At 34.8% G+C, this 17555-nt stretch carries 16 protein-coding genes and 1 pseudogene; 3 read left to right on the forward strand and 14 right to left on the reverse strand.

What is annotated here, in order from left to right:
* Nucleotides 1-246: 246 nt before the first annotated feature.
* The 4 genes and pseudogenes from E0H99_RS10090 to E0H99_RS10105 all read right to left on the reverse strand — a co-directional run bounded on the left by E0H99_RS10090 (nucleotide 247) and on the right by E0H99_RS10105 (nucleotide 3048).
* Nucleotides 247-693 (reverse strand): endo-arabinase, encoded by a 447-nt coding sequence (locus E0H99_RS10090; protein ID WP_131994709.1) that lies wholly within the window; start codon nucleotides 691-693, stop codon nucleotides 247-249.
* 110 nt (nucleotides 694-803) lie between these two features.
* Complete coding sequence (locus tag E0H99_RS10095; RefSeq protein WP_205728684.1) at nucleotides 804-1151, reverse strand: hypothetical protein; 348 nt, start codon at nucleotides 1149-1151, stop codon at nucleotides 804-806.
* A gap of 256 nt (nucleotides 1152-1407) precedes the next feature.
* Nucleotides 1408-1978: pseudogene (locus E0H99_RS10100) on the reverse strand (TIGR00730 family Rossman fold protein).
* Between the two features lie 170 nt (nucleotides 1979-2148).
* Entirely contained in the window at nucleotides 2149-3048 is a 900-nt protein-coding gene (locus E0H99_RS10105) for an alpha/beta hydrolase family protein (protein WP_131994712.1), read from the reverse strand.
* 28 nt (nucleotides 3049-3076) lie between these two features.
* On the opposite strand from E0H99_RS10105, the gene E0H99_RS17225 reads away from it, so the two are divergent.
* Nucleotides 3077-3214 (forward strand): hypothetical protein, encoded by a 138-nt coding sequence (locus tag E0H99_RS17225; protein ID WP_165930287.1) that lies wholly within the window; start codon nucleotides 3077-3079, stop codon nucleotides 3212-3214.
* Here E0H99_RS17225 and E0H99_RS10110 read toward each other — a convergent pair.
* The 6 genes from E0H99_RS10110 to truA all read right to left on the reverse strand — a co-directional run bounded on the left by E0H99_RS10110 (nucleotide 3211) and on the right by truA (nucleotide 10329).
* Nucleotides 3211-3780 (reverse strand): putative glycolipid-binding domain-containing protein, encoded by a 570-nt coding sequence (locus tag E0H99_RS10110; protein WP_131994715.1) that lies wholly within the window; start codon nucleotides 3778-3780, stop codon nucleotides 3211-3213. The genes E0H99_RS17225 and E0H99_RS10110 overlap by 4 nt on opposite strands.
* A 369-nt stretch (nucleotides 3781-4149) precedes the next feature.
* The gene (cysK, locus tag E0H99_RS10115; protein WP_131994718.1) at nucleotides 4150-5067 is read right to left on the reverse strand and encodes a cysteine synthase A; all 918 of its coding nucleotides are present in this window, start codon (nucleotides 5065-5067) and stop codon (nucleotides 4150-4152) included.
* A gap of 3 nt (nucleotides 5068-5070) precedes the next feature.
* Nucleotides 5071-5907 carry a serine O-acetyltransferase gene (locus E0H99_RS10120; RefSeq protein WP_131994721.1) on the reverse strand — a complete coding sequence of 279 codons (837 nt, stop codon included), beginning with the start codon at nucleotides 5905-5907 and terminating at the stop codon, nucleotides 5071-5073.
* Nucleotides 5908-6165: 258 nt separating this feature from the next.
* Entirely contained in the window at nucleotides 6166-7554 is a 1389-nt protein-coding gene (gene lpdA, locus E0H99_RS10125; protein WP_091172113.1) for a dihydrolipoyl dehydrogenase, read from the reverse strand.
* Between the two features lie 203 nt (nucleotides 7555-7757).
* Entirely contained in the window at nucleotides 7758-9512 is a 1755-nt protein-coding gene (locus E0H99_RS10130; RefSeq protein WP_131994724.1) for an ABC transporter ATP-binding protein, read from the reverse strand.
* A gap of 82 nt (nucleotides 9513-9594) precedes the next feature.
* Nucleotides 9595-10329 (reverse strand): tRNA pseudouridine(38-40) synthase TruA, encoded by a 735-nt coding sequence (gene truA / locus E0H99_RS10135; RefSeq protein WP_131994727.1) that lies wholly within the window; start codon nucleotides 10327-10329, stop codon nucleotides 9595-9597.
* A gap of 154 nt (nucleotides 10330-10483) precedes the next feature.
* Here truA and E0H99_RS10140 point away from each other — a divergent pair, with 154 nt between their 5' ends.
* The gene (locus E0H99_RS10140) at nucleotides 10484-10981 is read left to right on the forward strand and encodes a metallophosphoesterase family protein (RefSeq protein WP_131994730.1); all 498 of its coding nucleotides are present in this window, start codon (nucleotides 10484-10486) and stop codon (nucleotides 10979-10981) included.
* Here E0H99_RS10140 and E0H99_RS10145 read toward each other — a convergent pair.
* The 3 genes from E0H99_RS10145 to E0H99_RS10155 form a co-directional block, all read right to left on the reverse strand.
* Nucleotides 10956-12683, reverse strand: coding sequence for an ATP-binding protein (locus E0H99_RS10145; protein WP_131994733.1), 1728 nt, complete (start codon nucleotides 12681-12683; stop codon nucleotides 10956-10958). The genes E0H99_RS10140 and E0H99_RS10145 overlap by 26 nt on opposite strands.
* Nucleotides 12684-12871: 188 nt before the next feature.
* Nucleotides 12872-13534: a response regulator gene (locus tag E0H99_RS10150; RefSeq protein ID WP_131994736.1), complete on the reverse strand. Its 663-nt coding sequence runs from the start codon at nucleotides 13532-13534 to the stop codon at nucleotides 12872-12874.
* 158 nt (nucleotides 13535-13692) lie between these two features.
* Nucleotides 13693-14106: a DUF4293 family protein gene (locus E0H99_RS10155; RefSeq protein ID WP_131994739.1), complete on the reverse strand. Its 414-nt coding sequence runs from the start codon at nucleotides 14104-14106 to the stop codon at nucleotides 13693-13695.
* 182 nt (nucleotides 14107-14288) lie between these two features.
* Between E0H99_RS10155 and rho the strand changes: the two genes are divergently transcribed.
* Nucleotides 14289-16088, forward strand: a complete 1800-nt coding sequence (gene rho / locus E0H99_RS10160; protein WP_131994742.1) for a transcription termination factor Rho — start codon at nucleotides 14289-14291, stop codon at nucleotides 16086-16088.
* Nucleotides 16089-16228: 140 nt separating this feature from the next.
* Here the strand turns inward: rho and E0H99_RS10165 are convergent, their stop codons facing one another.
* Nucleotides 16229-17485 (reverse strand): RsmB/NOP family class I SAM-dependent RNA methyltransferase, encoded by a 1257-nt coding sequence (locus E0H99_RS10165; RefSeq protein WP_131994745.1) that lies wholly within the window; start codon nucleotides 17483-17485, stop codon nucleotides 16229-16231.
* Nucleotides 17486-17555: the final 70 nt, after the last annotated feature.

Here is a 17555-nt window from a genome sequence, read left to right on the forward strand (position 1 = left end):
AAATTTAAACAAATAATTATTTTATTGGTACAAAAAGAATACTTTTTTTTAATATTTTTTATTTTAAGTATTTAATAAACAGTTGTTTGTGATTTTATTTCGTTTGGGGTAATGCAAGTTGGGACTCAGTGGAGATTAGTCTTTTTTTGGATCGAAATTTATTTTTTTTGAAATATCTAAACATAGGGATTTTATTTAGTGGTTACTAAACATAGTGATAATTCCTTGCAGATGAAGTTTTGAAGATTATTTTGGATTATACAAGTGGATGGATTGTCCCACTAATTTCCATTGTCCTTTTATTTTTTCTAATAATCGAATTTCATAGGAAAACGTTTTTTTGCCATCCTTAGCCGTAGATTCTTCGTCATGGCTTACCCAGGCACTGTTCCCATTAATACTCATTTTATAATTTGTATTTACGGAAAAACCGCCATTTCCCATGGCACTAGGATTTGTGTTAATCATTGCAGTTGGCGGAATATCAAGCGTCATTCCATCTGCAGTCGAAATTAATATTCGGCTGTACGGTTGAATGTGCCAACACTCTGTATGACCTTTACTATCGGCAGCTCTCCATGTTGCGGACTCTTTTTCAAGTAGGTTTTTTATAACTGCAGATTCATCAATCTTCTGGCTGTAACCTACCATATTGATAATTAGGATAAGAAAAAAAGAGGCTGTCCACTTCATATTGTTCGTATTTTTTGGTTTTGAATAATCGTCTTGATCTTTTTAATGCTAATTGGAGTAAATATATTATTTTATATCATAAAAAAAACTACTGCTCAGTTGTTTGCGGTTTAGTGCAGTTGTTTTAGTATGGTTTTAAATTTTTCAATTTGTCTTCTGTGGCGTAAAATATGAACTATTGCATGTTCCATTAATTGTTCGATGTCGTAAAGTTGTCCCCAAGTAGTCCTAATTTTCTTTGAAGCATCACGTTCTTCAAGTGCATCATCCTCAATAATTGCAAATGTTTGCTGTGTGAATTTGAGAACGTTATCTAAATCATTTATATAGTCAACAATAGAACTCCGATTTACTTTTTCGGGACGGATGCTATTTATATCTTTAAAATTCTGAATGTAAATACAATAGGAATATCCTGACTCACCATATGTGAAAGTAACGTTTGAATGGATTTGCAATCCGGATTTTTAGTTGCATTATCAACTGTAAATGTTAAGTCCTCCTGTGAAATATCATAAATTATGTGCTGCAATTCTATAATTGCTTTTTTATATTCGGCTAATAATGCGCTAACCGGGTTTTGATTATTATTCATTTGTTGAATTAGTTTGAATGCGATGTCGGAATTAGTCAGAAAATCTCAAATACAAATCGAAAATGGAACTTACTGCTTTTTGTATACGAGTCAAACAATTAAAGTCCTGTTTCTCTTAATTATTCATTTCCTTTTTTAATCCATTTTCCAACTTTGAGAGCGACATAATTTTCCATTTTATCAAGTAAATCTGCCGCATTATCACTTACCAGTATCATTTGCTGATTGGTTGGTTTTAGAAAACCTTTATCGACCATGTTTGCAACAAATTCCAGCAGCAAATCATAAAAGCCATCGACATTCAAAATTCCGATTTGCTTTTTATGGAGTCCAAGTTGCGCCCAAGTCAGCATTTCAAAAAAATCTTCCAGAGTTCCAAATCCGCCAGGCAAAGCAATTATGCCATCGCTAAGTTCATTCATTTTGGTTTTTTTCTCATGCATGCTTTCCACAATGAATAATTCAGTCAATCTATCGTTTGCGATTTAGAAAGCTAGGTAAAACACCAAATACTTTTCCGTTATGATTTAAGACGCCATCTGCAACACTTCCCAGAAGACCTACTTTTGCGCCGCCATACGCTAATTCATAATTATTTTCGGCCATTACTAGTCCAAGTTTGAAAGCTTGAATTTCATAATTTTTTTCGTTTCCAAAACTGGATCCACAGAAGACAGTAATTCTTTTCATGTATAATATGTTTCTTAATTTATTAGTCAGTTTGACGTCCCGCCGCTTGGCGAGGTTTGGGACTAATTTAAACCCTATCTTCGGATTTGCCTAAACATTAAAGATACAAAACCTACTTTCCATTAAACCAATTCCCCAAATCCGTTGTAGCAGCTGTTGTAGGTAGTGCTTTATTTTGATACTTTAGACTTCATAGTGTTTAAAGCTTTCTGTTTTATCCATTGAATTGAAATATCAACAGGTGCTGTAATATTGCCAGAAGCAGTATTGTGTCCTAATGTTGAAAACAAGGTATATTCGAAAGGTTTACCTTGAACTTTAAATGTATTTAATTGCTCTATACACAACTTTACTGGGATTTGGATATCTTTCTCACCAAAAAGCCAAAGTCCTGGTATTAATAGAGTATTCAGAGAAATTTTTGGGTCAGTCGCCACGAATTGATACCTGTCTGGGTCATCTTTAATATGTTCAAGAGCATCTGATTCTGTATGATTTTCCCAAAAATTATTGTTTCCATTAGTATAAAACTGAAATCGAAGTTGTTCTAGAGTTGTAATTGTAGGGCAACTAAATAAAACCATAAATTCAATTTGTGGATTTTTGCTTGCAGTAATTGGGATTATCCATCCTGCTTGACTGAAGCCAACTAATCCAATTGGTATTTTTTTATCTTTCAAATGGGTTTGAAATGTATTTACTGCTGCACTTGCATCATGAGATAATAAATTAAGATTAGCAGTGTCAATATTATTTGTGCCAACAGATGGTCCTACATATACACCGCCAGATTCTCCAACTCCACGTTTATCATATGTCAGTACAGCAATACCTTCTTTGGCAAGACGTTTAGCGAACTCCATTTCTCTTTTTACAGGATCAGACCCATGAACAATTACAACTGCTGCAAATGTTTTTTTAGGGGTTAAAATCGAGCCTGCAAGAGTGACGCCTTGACTTTCAAACTTTACATCTTGAATGGTAAAGTTGGCCGATTGAGAAAACACCATTTCTGGTAAAGTTATTAATAATAACCAAAAAAGTGAGTTAGAAAAAAAGTTAGTATTCATACTAGTTTAATATAAAAAATTCTTTTGAATGGTCATTGTTAGCATTGCCTACTACAGCTGGTTTGGGACTAAATTAAGCCCTATTTTCGGATTTGCAAAATCATTCGAAACACAAAACCAACTTTCCATTAAGCCTATTGCCCAAATCCGTTGTAGTAGCTGTTAGTGGTAGTTGCTTTCGCTTTTAACGGTCATTTCGAAAAGTTTCGGATATTCAACTACCAATCCTTGTTTGTCAATTTTTATCTCCGTTTTAAAACTTTTGTCATAATTCTCGTAAATATAACGGTCAGTTCCAAGTCGTGTATAAATTTGTTTAACTTTTTTAATTTGTTTTTCAAGAATGTCAAAATATAATACTTCTATTACCTTCCGTTCATTGCCTTTTAATTGCAGTCGGTTAATGGGTAATGTATTAGTAAAAGGTGTCAGAGAAATGTCAATGTCAAAAATGTTTTGTAAATCGTAATTAGGCTTGTCATTTAATAACCACTTTCCATCTTTCTTTTCTAAAGTTAATAATTCATCGGAATTGTCAACCAGTGTGCGTAAAGTTACAAATGTGATTTCCCAGTTTTTATTTGTCTTTATGTGATAATCGACTTTGTAAATTTGATTTTTATAAACACCGATAATTGTAGAAGTTATTTCATTTCCAACGAGTGTCTTTGTCAAAGTACAATGTTCTATTGAATGATAAAGTTTTCCGGTCCAAATTATATTTGTCTGCATAATCTTTGAGGTTCTTCTGTTTTGCAATTACCGCTAATTTGTATATAGGCCCTACTGCGTAGCGTATTACTTTCAAATGTACACTTTAATTATTATCTTACAAATCATCAAACGTACTTTTTATTTGTGAGATGCTTCTTATAAGTGTGGGAGTCTGTAATTAGCCCGGTTTTGCGTGAAGGATGGCAGTGAAAATCCTTTTATGAAGCGGAGCGTAATAAAAGATTGTAGCGTACAGCCTGACCTTGTTGCGGTACTCAGCAAAGTGATTTATTGAATAGTGCTGCAACAAGGACACGCCCAAAAAAAACCATAAAAAAAACCGACTTGTTTTCACAAATCGGTTTGTATTTTAAAATTGTTTTTCGTTTATACGAATAAGCCTTCGATGCTTAAATAATGTTCGCCGGTGTCGTAACAAAAAGTCAGGATTTTAGCATTTTCAGGAATTTCATGTAATTTTTTGGCCACGGCTGCCAGCGATGCTCCAGAGGATATTCCTACGAACATGCCTTCTTCTTTGGCGGCTCTTTGGGCATAGGTAAATGCTTCGTCTTTGCTGACTTGAATGGTTCCGTCCAGTAAATCAGTATGCAGGTTTGTGGGGATAAATCCAGCTCCAATTCCTTGAATAGGGTGGGGAGCTGGCGCGCCACCACTGATAACGGGTGAAGCTTCAGGTTCTACTGCGTATACTTTTAGGTTAGGGAAATGTTGTTTCAATATTTCGGCACAACCCGTGATATGACCGCCGGTTCCTACACCGGTAATCAAATAATCCAGTCCGTCAGGGAATGCTTTTATGATTTCCTGAGCGGTGGTTGTTTTGTGAATATCGATATTGGCAGGATTCTCAAATTGAAGTGGTGACCAGGCATTAGGTATTTCGGTTACTAATTCCTGTGCTTTTTCCAATGCGCCTTTCATTCCTTTTTCACGAGGAGTCAGCACAAATTCGGCACCATAAAGGCTCATGAGTCGGCGTCTTTCGACTGACATGGATTCTGGCATGACCAGCACTAATTTATAGCCTTTTACGGCAGCGACCATCGCTAGTCCAATACCTGTGTTTCCGGAGGTAGCTTCAATGATGGTACCGCCTTCTTTTAGCAATCCTTTTGCTTCGGCATCTTCGATCATGGCAAGAGCGATCCTGTCCTTGATGCTGCCTCCGGGATTTGCTCGTTCGAGTTTAATCCAGACATTATGGTTGGCACCAAATAAACGATTGATTTTTACATGTGGCGTGTTGCCTATTGTTTCGAGTATGTTGTTGTATTTTGTCATAATTTATATGGAGAAAAAATTAATATCTTTTGTTTCCTGCTGGTTCAAAACAGTATTTTTATTGGATTGCATTACAAACGAATACGGATTCACACTTTTGGTAATAAACGTATTTCCGCCTATAATACTGTGGTTTCCTATGATGGTGCTACCTCCCAAAATGGTGGCATTGGCATAAATAATAACATGATCTTCTACGGTAGGATGGCGTTTTTTTTCCTGCATGTTTTTCTCTACTTGCAATGCACCCAAAGTGACTCCTTGATAAATACTCACGTGTTTTCCTATAGTTGTGGTCTCGCCAATGACAATTCCGGTGCCATGATCAATTATAAAAGGAACGTCAATTGAAGCATTTGGGTGAATGTCAATTCCGGTTTTGCTGTGCGCATATTCGGTAAGAATACGCGGAAGCAGGCAAGTGGTGCGGGAAGCAATAGCATTGGCAATACGATAGACTTCTATGGCAAAAAAACCGGGATAGGAATTGATGATTTCCTGAATGCAATCGGCAGCAGGATCCGTATCTAATATGGCTTGTGCATCTTTTTGCATCGAAGTGTACAAGTCTGGAAGTACGGTGTAAAAAGATTCGGCATCATCCAGAATTTCATTGGCTGTTTTATCTTTTACGATTTCCGAAAGGATGGCAATAAAGTTGGCTTTGTTTTGGTCCAAAAGCAATTCGATTTGTATGGTTTCCAAAACTTTCTCGGGAAATAATATTCTGAATAAATCATCAATCCAATTGATGATTTTAGAAGAATCGATGGCTCTTACCCAATTTTTATTTTGGTTTTCGTGTAGTGTGTTCGAAAAACGGATGGTTTCAGTATTCATTTATGGTATGATAAAATCGAAATGGAGTTATTAAAATGGCTCGAAATACAAATATAGAGCACAATACGATAGGTTCAAAACCTTGATTAGTAAATAAATGTTAATATGCTAAATTCCCACAAAATAGCCTTTTGGTGTTTAAATAGTCGCTACAAAAAAATCCGATTTGCTTTCACAAATCGGATTTTATATTTTTCTGTAGAGACGCACTGCAGTGCGTCTCTACTATCGTGCGTCTCTACTACTACGCGTTTATATTTACAAATGTATTACCTCACCATACGCATCAGCCACAGCTTCCATAACCGCTTCGCTCATAGTTGGGTGCGGGTGAATTGATTTTAGGATTTCGTGTCCTGTAGTTTCCAGTTTACGCGCCACAACTGCTTCAGCAATCATATCGGTAACTCCGGCTCCAATCATATGACATCCTAACCATTCGCCATATTTAGCATCAAAAATTACTTTTACAAAACCATCCGGTGTTCCGGCAGCTTTTGCTTTTCCTGAAGCAGAGAATGGGAATTTACCAATTTTCAATTCGTATCCTTTTTCTTTAGCTTGTTTTTCAGTCAAACCTACAGAAGCAATTTCAGGAGTTGCATAGGTACAACCTGGTACGTTTCCGTAATCGATAGGTTCTACGTGTAATCCTGCAATTTTCTCCACACAATTGATTCCTTCCGCAGAAGCTACGTGCGCTAATGCTTGTCCTGGGGTAACATCGCCAATGGCGTAATAACCCGGAATGTTCGTTTGGTTGTAAGCGTTCACTAAAATTTTATCTTTGTCAGTAGCGATTCCTACTTCTTCTAATCCGATGTTTTCAATGTTGGTTTTGATTCCAACTGCCGAAAGTAAAATCTCAGCTTCAAGAACTTCTTCTCCTTTTGCTGTTTTCACAAATGCTTTAACACCTGCTCCGGTAGTATCAATTCTCTCAACGGATGAGTTCGTCATGATTTTGATACCTGCTTTTTTCAAAGAACGTTCCATTTGTTTCGAAATGTCTTCGTCTTCAACAGGAACTACATTTGGCATAAATTCTACAATAGTTACCTCAGTTCCCATTGAGTTATAGAAATGTGCAAATTCAACTCCAATCGCTCCAGAACCTACAATAATCATTGATTTTGGTTGTGTTGGTAAAGTCATTGCTTGTCTGTAACCAATTACTTTTACACCATCTTGAGGCAAGTTTGGCAATTCACGAGAACGTGCTCCAGTTGCAACAATGATATGATCTGCACTGTATTCAGTAACTTTATTGTCTTTGTCAGTAACATCAACTTTTTTTCCTGGTTTTAGTTTTCCAAAACCATCAATCACGTCGATTTTATTTTTTTTCATCAAGAATTGAACACCTTTGCTCATTCCATCAGCTACGCTGCGACTGCGTTGTACAACAGCAGGGAAGTCTTTATCAAATGATGAAACAGTCAATCCATAATCAGAAGCGTGTTTTAGATAATCAAAAACCTGAGCTGATTTTAGTAGTGCTTTCGTCGGGATACAACCCCAGTTCAAGCATACACCGCCTAAATTTTCTTTTTCTATTACGGCTACTTTAAAGCCTAATTGTGATGCTCTAATAGCTGTAACATAACCGCCTGGACCACTTCCTAAAACTATAATATCGTATTTCATTTTTCTAGTATTTATTTTTTAATTGTAAAATGAAATTTGCAAAAGCGTCTTTCATTTATGTGTGTTTTTCTTATTTAATTGATTGGGCGAATTTAAGGATTTATTCTGTTTTGAGAAAGTTTAAAGTTTCAATAAATGTAAAGATTTAAAAATTGTACAATTTAATGCCGTAAAACAAGACACTTCTCACTTTTCACCATTCACTAATTTGCTACCGAAAACTGGGAATCATACAAGTTCTTGTAATAGCCGCTCTCGCGGTTGATTAATTCCAGATGCGTTCCTTGTTCTACAATAAGTCCTTTGTCCATTACCACAATTTTATCAGCATTGACAATCGTTGCTAAACGATGCGCAATCACAATGGACGTTCTGCCTTTAGTAATCGTTTCCGTAGCGCGCTGAATCAATTCTTCAGAATACGTATCTATCGAAGAAGTAGCTTCGTCCAAAATCAAAATGCTGGGATTGCTCACATACGCTCTCAAGAAAGCAATCAATTGGCGCTGACCGGAAGAAAGCATAACTCCGCGTTCTTTTACATCAAAATCATAATTATCAGGTAAACTCATGATGAATTCATGTACGCCAATTTTTTTGGCTGCAGCCAAAACTTGTTCGCGACTAATTTCAGGATTATTTAAGGTGATATTGTTGAAAATAGTATCGGCAAAAAGGAAAACATCCTGCAAAACAACCGCAATTTGTTTTCGTAACGAACTCAATGTGTAATTCTCAATATTGTGATTGTCTATGTAAATAGAACCGCTGTTGATTTCGTAAAAACGATTCAGCAAGTTAATAATCGTAGATTTTCCGGCACCTGTAGAGCCTACAATAGCAATAGTTTGACCAGCATTAACCTCTAAGTCGATTCCTTTTATCACTTCTTCATCCGGAATATATCCAAAACGAACATTCTTGAATTCGATGTCTCCCTTAAAGATTGGCGCTTCGATAATTCCAGTATCCTGAATTTGATCTTCGGTATCTAAAATATCAAAAACACGGTTTGCCGCAATCATTCCCAGTTGCATCTCGTTGAATTTATCCGCAATTTGACGTAATGGATTGAATAACATTCCGATGAACATCGTATACGAAAATAAATCTCCAAAAGTGGTAAAGTTATCCCCGTTTAATATCTTGATTCCGCCATATAACACAATAAAACCAAGGGTTAAAGACGAAATTATATCGGCAATGGGGAAGAAGATGGAGTTATAAAGAATGGTTTTTATCCACGCTTTTTTGTGTTTATCATTGATGCTTTTGAATTTTTCGTATTCAATTTCTTCACGATTAAAAAGTTGGACAATCTTCATTCCCGTTACGCGTTCCTGTACAAAGGAATTCATGTTGGCAATTTGGGTACGTACTTCCTCAAAAGCCACTTGCATTTTCTTTTGGAAAATTCTAGTGAAATAAACTAAAATTGGCATCGCCACAATCACAATCCAAGTCAGTTTCCAGTTCATGTAGAACATAAAAGCCAGTACAACAACCATTTTCATCAAGTCGCTGATAATCATGAATAATCCCTGACTGAAAATTCGGGCAATCGATTCAATATCCGAAACTGAACGTGTCACGAGTTGTCCCACGGGAACATGATCGAAATATTTCATTCGGAAACTTAGAATATGGCGAAATAATTTTGTTCTAATGTCTTTTACAATATCCTGACCAAGCCAGTTCGCCCAATACACAAAATAAAATTGCGAAAATACCTCCAGTAATAGTACAATTCCCATCAAGACTACATACATCAATAATCCTTGCTGGTCTTGGGTTGCAATGTAACCATCCACGGTTTGTTTCAATAAATACGGACGCAATGCCGCAAAAATCGATAGCGAAACGGCGAAAATAATCACACCATTAAAACGCCATTGGTAGGGTTTAGTGAATTTTAATATTCGTTTGAATAATCGGGTATCAAATGCTTTTGCTTTCATGTTTTGTGAATTACGAATTACGAATTAGAAATTACGATTTGAATCTTAGATGCATAATTCGTAATTTTTAATTCGTAATTATTTAAATGTAATCGTATTCTATTTTGGTTAAATATAAACCATGCGCCGGAACCGAAAAACCAGCTTTATCTCGGTTTTTGCTTTCTATGATGGCAGTAAAATCAGCCAGTGTAATCTTGTGTAATCCTATGTTTACTAATGTTCCCACAATAGCACGAACCATATTTCGTAAAAAACGATTGGCCGAAATAGTGAAAATTATGTTGTCATTTTTTTGTTTCCAATTGGCTTCAAAAATAGTACAGTCAAAAGTATTTACATCCGTATTTACTTTTGAAAAACATTGAAAATCAGTGTGATTGAATAATAATTTTGCTGCTTCGTTCATCAAATTGATATCTAGTTTTTGGTGGAAATACCAACTTTGGTCTTGCGAAAAAACATCTTTAAAGATATTGATATGATATTCGTAGGTTCTTTTAGTAGCATCAAAACGCGTATGCGCTTCATCATGAACCGGAATAATGTCATAAATCACAATGTCTTTAGGAAGATAAGAGTTGAGTTTGTGTATTAAACTTGGAATGTCAAATGGTGCTTCAAAATCAAAATGAGCGTACATCTCTTTGGCATGAACGCCGGTATCCGTTCTTCCGGCTCCCATAAGATTGATGGTTGTGTTCAATAGTACCGAAAACGCTTTGTTCATCGTTTCCTGAACAGAAGCAGCATTGGGTTGGTATTGCCAGCCGTGATAATGGGTTCCGTTGTATGCTAATTTTATGAAATATCTCAAGGTTTGTTTGTCGCAAAGTTTCAAAGTAACAAAGGTACAAAGTTTTTATGTCGCTAAAAGGTTAAAAGTTTAGGTTATGGCTGGTTTTGTTTTAATAATCTAGGAGACTAAACTCAGCAACTTTGTACCTTTGCCACTTTGTAGCTTTAAAATAATGAAAAAAATACTTCTTCTTTCCGATACGCACAGTCATATTGATGATACCATTTTGAAATATGTCATGCAGGCTGACGAAGTTTGGCATGCGGGTGATATCGGTGATTTGGCTGTAACGGATGCGATAAAAAAGCTAAAACCGTTGCGTTGTGTGTATGGCAATATTGACGATGCCAAGGCGCGACTGGAATTTCCGTTGCACAATCGATTTATGTGTGAAGGAGTGGATGTTTGGATTACTCATATTGGCGGTTATCCTGGGAAATACAACCCCAATGTCAAAGCGGAGATGGAATCGAATCCTCCAAAATTGTTTATTTGTGGGCATTCGCACATTTTGAAAGTCATATTTGATAAAAAGTATAATCTCTTACACATGAATCCCGGAGCGGCTGGAAAAAGTGGTTTTCATCAGGTACGCACGATGTTGCGTTTTGTGATTGAGGGGGATAAAATCAAGGATATGGAAATTATTGAGATGGAAAAACGGGTGTAGTTATTTTTTTTTGATAGGTAATAGGCACTTCAATAGTAACTGATGTACAGGAATAAATCTTTGAATGTATTGCGATAGTTCCTTTTAGATTATTTATTCGGGCTTTAACTTGGTTGATTCCGAAACCTTCCAGAATATAAAATTTATCGGTGTCAAATCCTTTACCGTTATCCTCGATTTTGATTTGAAGCGATTTATTGTTTTCTTGAATAATTAAATTAGCCTGAGTGGCGCGACTGTGTTTTATGATATTATTTAGTAATTCCATTATGATAAAATACATTTTCATTTCAAAATCCTCATTGTAACGTGTTTTTGTGGGTACAACAATAGAGTAGTTAAATTGAATTACTGAATTTGAATTCTTTTCGCATAAATCTTCTAATGCGTAAAATAAACCAAATCGTGCTAAAAGGGTTGGCATCAGTTCATGAGATAAATCCCTTATTTGATCATGCGCTTCCTCTAATATGGCTTTAGTTTTTATGATTTCTTCCGTATTAGTGGGGTTTTTCGAGGTGAAAGCATTCAAATGTAATCCTGCGGATGATAGTAACGCGCTAATGTTATCATGCAAAAATGAAGCGATTTTTTTTCGTTCTAATTCTTGTCCATTGATGGATGCATTGATTATATTTTGTTGTACCTGACTTTCTATGTCTTTTATTTTATTTTTTTGTTTAAGCTTTGAGTTTTCTGAGAAAATGTAAAAAAGGAAAAAGAAAAACAATAAAGTCAGAATTATTACGATTACAATTTTTCTGCTCCTTGATTGCTCTTGCAGTAGTAAATATTCTTTGGTTTTGTAGTCATTTCCTATTTTATCGATTTCTCTTTTATACTCGTCAATTTCAAGATTTATTCCTGCCACACTTGCTTTATTGAGCTTTTCTTCATTGTTTAATTTAATAGTTAGATCATTGTAAAGTGCCAGATTTTTATAAGCATTTTCATAATCTCCATTTTTTAATAAAAATTTAGAAAATTCATGATGTGAATATGATAAGTCTGATTTTTCATTTCCTTCGTTTCCTAATTTGATGGCATTCTGGAAAAAGAATAATGCTTTTTTAGGATTGTTTTTATAGTTGTAATACATTCCATTTAGCATATTCAGTGCAACAATGGTCGATTCATCTCTATGTTTTTCGTGATGTTTATTGATGTATTTTAAATAAGGGAGTCCTTCGTTATAGCGACCAATGTCAAAATAGGCCCAAGTAATATTGAGTTTAGTAAAAACAATTTGAGCTGAATCATGGATTTTGGTGCTGTATTGTAGTGACTTCTTATAGTAGTAAATTCCCTTTTCATATTGTTTTTTGTCAAAACAATAAATGTTTCCCAAATTATTATTTATCCAATTTTTTAAAACATCATTATTTGTTTTATTTGCATGGGCTAATCCCTTTTTATAATAAAAAAAAGCTTTATCATATTCAGACAATTGGTCAAAATTAGCAGCAATTGTGTTGTAAGTTGCGGCAATTAAATTGTCATCTTTTAAAGCAATTGCATACGTTAGAGCAAGTCTTGATTTTACTAATGATTTTTCAAAAATTCCCTCTTTCATTAACTTAATTGCCTCGTTGGAAATCAAGGTAACTTCTTTTTTTGAAGGTGCTTTCTTTTGTGAAAAAATATTGATACAAGAGGGATTCAGGAGTAAAATCAATACTATAACAATTTGTTTGTACCGCATAGAGAATTTAATTTTATTCTGTTTTGTGTGATTTTTAAAGATTCTAATGTTTCATCCACGACTGATTAATTGAAAATTTAATTTGTTTCAGAAATAGTATAAGAGGAAAACAAATGTGAATTTTAGCTTTCAGAGCCCATTAAAGTTTAATAAAAAGCAAATCGTGTTTCTAATGGATTGCCATCGATTCAAGATTTAATTAATTTATGTTTAATGGCATATTTAACAAGACTTATGGAGTTTTTTGCATCTAATTTTTTCATTATATTTTTACGGTGAGTTTCAACAGTATTTACGCTGATAAACAGGCGATCACTAATTTCTTTACCGCTATATTCCAGTGATATCAATGTGATAATTTCTAATTCCCTATCTGTTAAAATAGAATTTACCGCAGACTCGTTTTTTATTAACTTTATATTGTCCTTTGTGACAGTACTGAATATTTTTTCCCGAACAGATTTGCAAAAATATTCTTCGCCTCTGGATACCGCTTGAATCGCTTCAACGATATTCTCACCTGCACATTTTTTTGTCAAATAGCTACTACTGCCCAATTTCATGACTTCCTTTATTATTCTTAAATCATCGTAACTGGATAAAACAATAATTTTACAAGGAAATCCTTTTTCAGCAAATTCCTTAATGACTTCGATTCCATCTTTTTTAGGCATATTAATATCTAAAACAAGAATATCTGCTTTGTTTTCGGTAACCTCATTGAAAATAGTGTCTCCATTGAGTGAAAACCCAACTACTTCAAAATTAGGGACGGTATGCAGTAAAGTCCGAATGCCATCAATAAGAATTTGATGATCATCAGCGAGGTGAATTTTGATTTTTTGTAACATATCGTAATTACTATTTTCAAATTTATAAAAAAAATAGGAGAATATCATTTTATAAGATTTTTATTCTTTTTTTTAGCTAAAAAAAATAGTAAGACACAAAAAAACCCGAATTGTTACATTCGGGTTCTCTTCGCACTAATAAACTAAAGTTTATAGGTTTACCTCAATCTGTCCACAGATTTTACAAGATCTTCATCCTTTTTGATCGCTTTATTAGCCAAGACTAATAATACGATAGCAACTACAGGTAGAAACATCCCAATACCTTTCTCCGAAACAGCAGGTGTTTCTCCAGATAGATTTAGTGAACGATATACAAACAATCCTAATAAAATCAAATTTAATATGATATTCAATCTGCCAATGACAAATTGATTTTGTCTTTTTTTATAGGAAACAATACTTAACAAACTCAGCGTAGTACTCAATCCCAATAGTATCGTATACACTTGGTTTTGCATGAAATAAAAGTCTTTTCCGTCTTTCATTGTCCATAACGGAATAAAAAACAGCAGTATGCCTGTAACTACAAATGCAAGTAGTAAATATATAGTCTGAATTCTTTGTATCATTTGTTAAATATCTTTTACAAAAATATATTTTCTTTTTAATAAATACTATTGTCTGATTAAATTTTATTCGTATTATTGCATCATAATACCGTAAGCACTTCATACTGCGGTTGATTCAAAATAAAGTTTACTACCTATCTTTTACATTATTTTCCAAAATTAATTAAACTCATAGAACATTCATGTTTGATATTTCTGCATTAAAAGAAATGAAGCTTTCTGAGCTTCAAGAAATAGCTAAATCAGCTAGAACCATAAAGTTTAACGGTGTAAAAAAAGATACTTTAATAAGTCAGATTTTAGAGCATCAAGTGACTTCTAACGTTGATTCTGCATCAGATACAAAAGAGGAAGGTAACGTTGAAGACGATAAACCCAAAAGAGTTAGAATAGTTCCTGTAAAAAAAGCAGCAATTCAAAAAGTGGCAGCAAATTCTCTTTTTGAAAAAGAAGAGGTTGTAACTGAGACAAATCCTGCAGGTGAAAATAATCTTCCGATTGAACCTGTTTCAAAAGAAGTGGAACTGGCTCCAAACCCAGAATCTGAAGAAAATGAGAAAAAAGTTGGTAAAATTATTAAATTTAATAAATCAGCTTACGAAAAGAAAATTGCCTTAAAAAAGGATAAAGAAGAGGTTAAAGAAGCAAGTACAGAGAATGGGATAGTTGCAGATACAGCAACTGAAGAGAAAACAGAAGCTCCTTCCGCTCCAGTAAAAAAGATAAATCCAAACCAGTTACATAAGCAAAATCCAAATCAGAATCTTAACCAAAACCCAAATCAAAATGGTAATGGAAACGGAAATGGGAATCAAAATCCGAATTTTAAAAATAAGAAAAGTAATTTTGCTGCTTCGGATTTTGAATTTGACGGAATCATAGAAAGTGAAGGCGTTCTGGAAATGATGCCGGATGGATATGGTTTCTTGCGTTCTTCTGATTATAATTATTTGGCTTCGCCAGATGATATTTATTTATCGACTTCTCAAATCAGATTGTTCGGTCTTAAAACCGGAGATACGGTAAAAGGCGTGGTTCGTCCACCAAAAGAAGGAGAGAAATTTTTTCCATTAGTAAGAGTTTTAAAAATAAACGGACACGATCCGCAAGTGGTTCGTGACAGAGTTTCATTCGAACATTTAACTCCAGTTTTTCCATCAGAAAAATTCAAATTGGCAGAGAAGCAAAGTACTATTTCTACCCGAATTATCGATTTGTTTTCACCAATAGGAAAAGGACAACGCGGAATGATTGTGGCGCAGCCCAAAACGGGTAAAACGATGTTGCTTAAGGAAATTGCCAATGCAATTGCGGCAAATCATCCTGAAGTGTATTTAATTGTTTTATTGATTGATGAGCGACCGGAAGAGGTTACCGATATGCAACGTAGTGTGCGTGGGGAAGTAATTGCTTCTACATTTGACAGAGAACCACAAGAGCATGTGAAAATTGCGAATATCGTTCTTGAAAAAGCAAAACGATTGGTAGAATGTGGTCACGATGTAGTGATTCTATTGGATTCTATTACGCGTTTGGCCAGAGCCTATAATACGGTACAACCTGCTTCAGGTAAAGTATTAAGTGGTGGTGTGGATGCGAATGCATTACAAAAACCAAAGCGTTTCTTTGGAGCTGCCCGTAATGTAGAAAATGGGGGTTCATTAAGTATTATCGCTACTGCATTGACTGAAACTGGTTCGAAAATGGATGAAGTTATCTTCGAAGAATTTAAAGGTACCGGTAATATGGAATTGCAATTGGACAGAAAAATTGCTAACAAACGTATTTTTCCGGCTATCGATTTGACTTCTTCAAGTACCAGACGTGATGATATGTTATTGGATCAAAAAACATTGCAACGCATGTGGATTATGCGAAAATACCTTTCGGATATGAACCCGGTGGAAGCGATGGATTTCATTAATGATCGTTTCAAGAAAACGAAGAATAATGAGGAGTTTTTAATTTCAATGAATGATTAATAGAAAGTTTGAAGTTTTTTAGTTTAAGGTTTAAAGCTGGAAAAAGATAAGCTAAAAAAATAATAATATAAAAAAAAAAGTCCTCGAATTTCGAGGATTTTTTTGTGAATTCTGGAGTCTAAAATCTGTATTCTATTCTATTACTCTATTTCTTTTTGTACTCTTTTTTCTTTCTGTTCGGAACTTTCTTTGCGTTCTAACAAGGCCATGTAGAATCCGTCAAAACCAGATTCTGAAGCCAATATTTTTTGGTCTTTTACAAAGTTGAATTGTTTACCAATGTCAGTTGTCAAGAAACGAGCAATTTGTTCTTGATTTTCGGATGGTAATATAGAGCAAGTAGCATACACTAATTTCCCACCCGGTTTTACAATTTTAGAATAACTTTCTAAAACTTCCGATTGTACTTTACGAATGTTGTCAATAAATTCCGGTTTTAATTTCCATTTAGCGTCCGGATTTCTTTTTAGAACTCCTAAACCACTACAAGGCGCGTCAATTAAAACACGGTCTGCTTTTTCGTGTAATTTTTTAATGATTTTTGTCGAGTCAATAATGCGGTATTCAATGTTGAAAGCACCGTCTCTTTTGGCTCTGATTTTTAATTGCTTTAATTTGCTTTCATACAAATCCATAGCGATTAACTGTCCTTTGTTTTCCATCAAAGAAGCAATATGCAATGTTTTTCCACCAGCACCAGCGCAGGTATCTACAACACGCATCCCTGGTTTTACGTCAAGGAAAGCCGCCACTAATTGGGAGTTGGCATCCTGAACTTCAAAGAAGCCTTGTTTGAAAGCGTCAGTCAAGAAAACATTGGCTCTTTCTTTTAGAACCAAAGCATCAGGTTGATTTTTCAGGGTTTCTGTTTCAATGTTTAAATCCATCAAAATAGCGCGTAGCGCTTCTCTTGTGGTCTTAAGTGTATTAACTCTTAGGATTACTTTAGCAGGTTGGTTTTGAGCTGTAATTTCAGTTGCCCAAACTTTTTCGCCTAATTCTTTGACCCCTAATTCATCCATCCAATCCGGAATAGATTCTTTTAAAGCTCTCACCTTCGAAAGTTCGTCAAAACGTCCTTTTATTTTTCTTTCTGGGGTTCCTTCCAGTTGGCGCCAATCCGGAATAGGGTAGCCTCTCAATACTGCCCATACCGAAAACATTCTCCAAAGATTGTCTCTGTCAAATGGTTCTTTTACTTCGGCTATTTCTGCGTATAATCTTTTCCAACGAACGATTTCGTAGATGGTTTCGGCAACAAATTTTCTGTCAGAGCTTCCCCAACGTTTGTCTTTTTTTAAGGATCTTGCAACCACTTTATCAGCATATTCGCCTTCATTAAAAATGGCGTTTAAGGCGTCTATCGTTGTATAAACTAAATTTCTGTGTAATCTCATTTTAAATAATTGAGGTGCAAAGGTACTATTAATTGATTGAATGTTATATTTTTAATAATGAATGTTGTTT

It is taken from the genome of Flavobacterium sp. GT3P67 (genome assembly GCF_004349155.1).
Taxonomy (GTDB): Bacteria; Bacteroidota; Bacteroidia; order Flavobacteriales; family Flavobacteriaceae; genus Flavobacterium; species Flavobacterium ranwuense.